The organism is Trabulsiella guamensis ATCC 49490, assembly GCF_000734965.1.
GTDB lineage: Bacteria > Pseudomonadota > Gammaproteobacteria > Enterobacterales > Enterobacteriaceae > Trabulsiella > Trabulsiella guamensis.
The window spans coordinates 1-866 of the sequence record NZ_JMTB01000186.1 but is presented as its reverse complement, the minus strand read 5'-3'; the positions used below and the strand labels follow the sequence as shown (position 1 = coordinate 866).

The window sequence follows — 866 nt, the reverse complement described above, 5'->3', positions numbered from 1 at the left end:
CCGTTCAGGGTCACGGTCACGGTATCACCGGCTGCGGCGTTGGTTGCAGAACCGCTGATGACCTGTGCCTGACCGTGTTCGGTGGTGTTCAGGATATCGTCACCGGCAACAGTGTTAATTGTCACTACCGGAGCCGCCGTATCGACGGTCAGGTTGTGGCTGGCAGACGCCGGGTTACCGGCGATGTCAGAGACAGACGCCGTAACGGTGGCGTTACCGTCGTTCAGCGCAGCCACGTCGTTAGCCGGAACGGTCACGCTCCAGCTGCCGTCCGCCTGGACCTGTGCGGTGTAGTTGATACCGCCGACAGTGACGGTGACAGTCTGACCGGCCTGTGCGGTGGTCATGCCGTTTATCACCAGGTCAGCCTGCGCTTCGGTCGCATTCAGGATGTCGTCCACGGCCAGGGTGTTAATGGTGATCACCGGTGCTGCCGCATCCACCAGCAGGTTCGCGGTGGTGCTGGTGCTGTTACCGGTGCTGTTGGTGGCGCTGGCTGTCAGCGTGTAATCCGCTTCGCCAAGTGTAGCCAGATCCGCTGCCGGGACGGTCAGGGACCAGTTGCCGGTGGCGTCTGTCGTTGCTGTGTACGCGGTGCCGTTCAGCATTACCGTTACGGTGGTGCCTGCTGTCAGGCCGGTGCTGGTACCGCTCAGAATCAGATCCTGCCCTTTTTCGGCGGCGTTCAGCACGTTGTCGGTGCTGATGGCATCAAAGCTGATGCTTGCCACAGACGAGTCAACGTTGATGTCGTGCGTGGCGGAACCGCTGTTACCCGCAGCCGTGGTGACGGTCACGCTGATGGTGCTGGTGCCGTCCTGCAGGGCAGTCACATCGGCTGCCGGAACGCCGACGCTCCAGTTGCC

Annotated in this window: 1 protein-coding gene; it reads right to left on the bottom strand. The window is 62.1% G+C overall.

Annotated elements, in window-relative coordinates:
• A partial coding sequence (locus GTGU_RS23455) for an Ig-like domain-containing protein (RefSeq protein WP_038163661.1) occupies nucleotides 1-866 on the bottom strand: 866 nt, incomplete at both ends.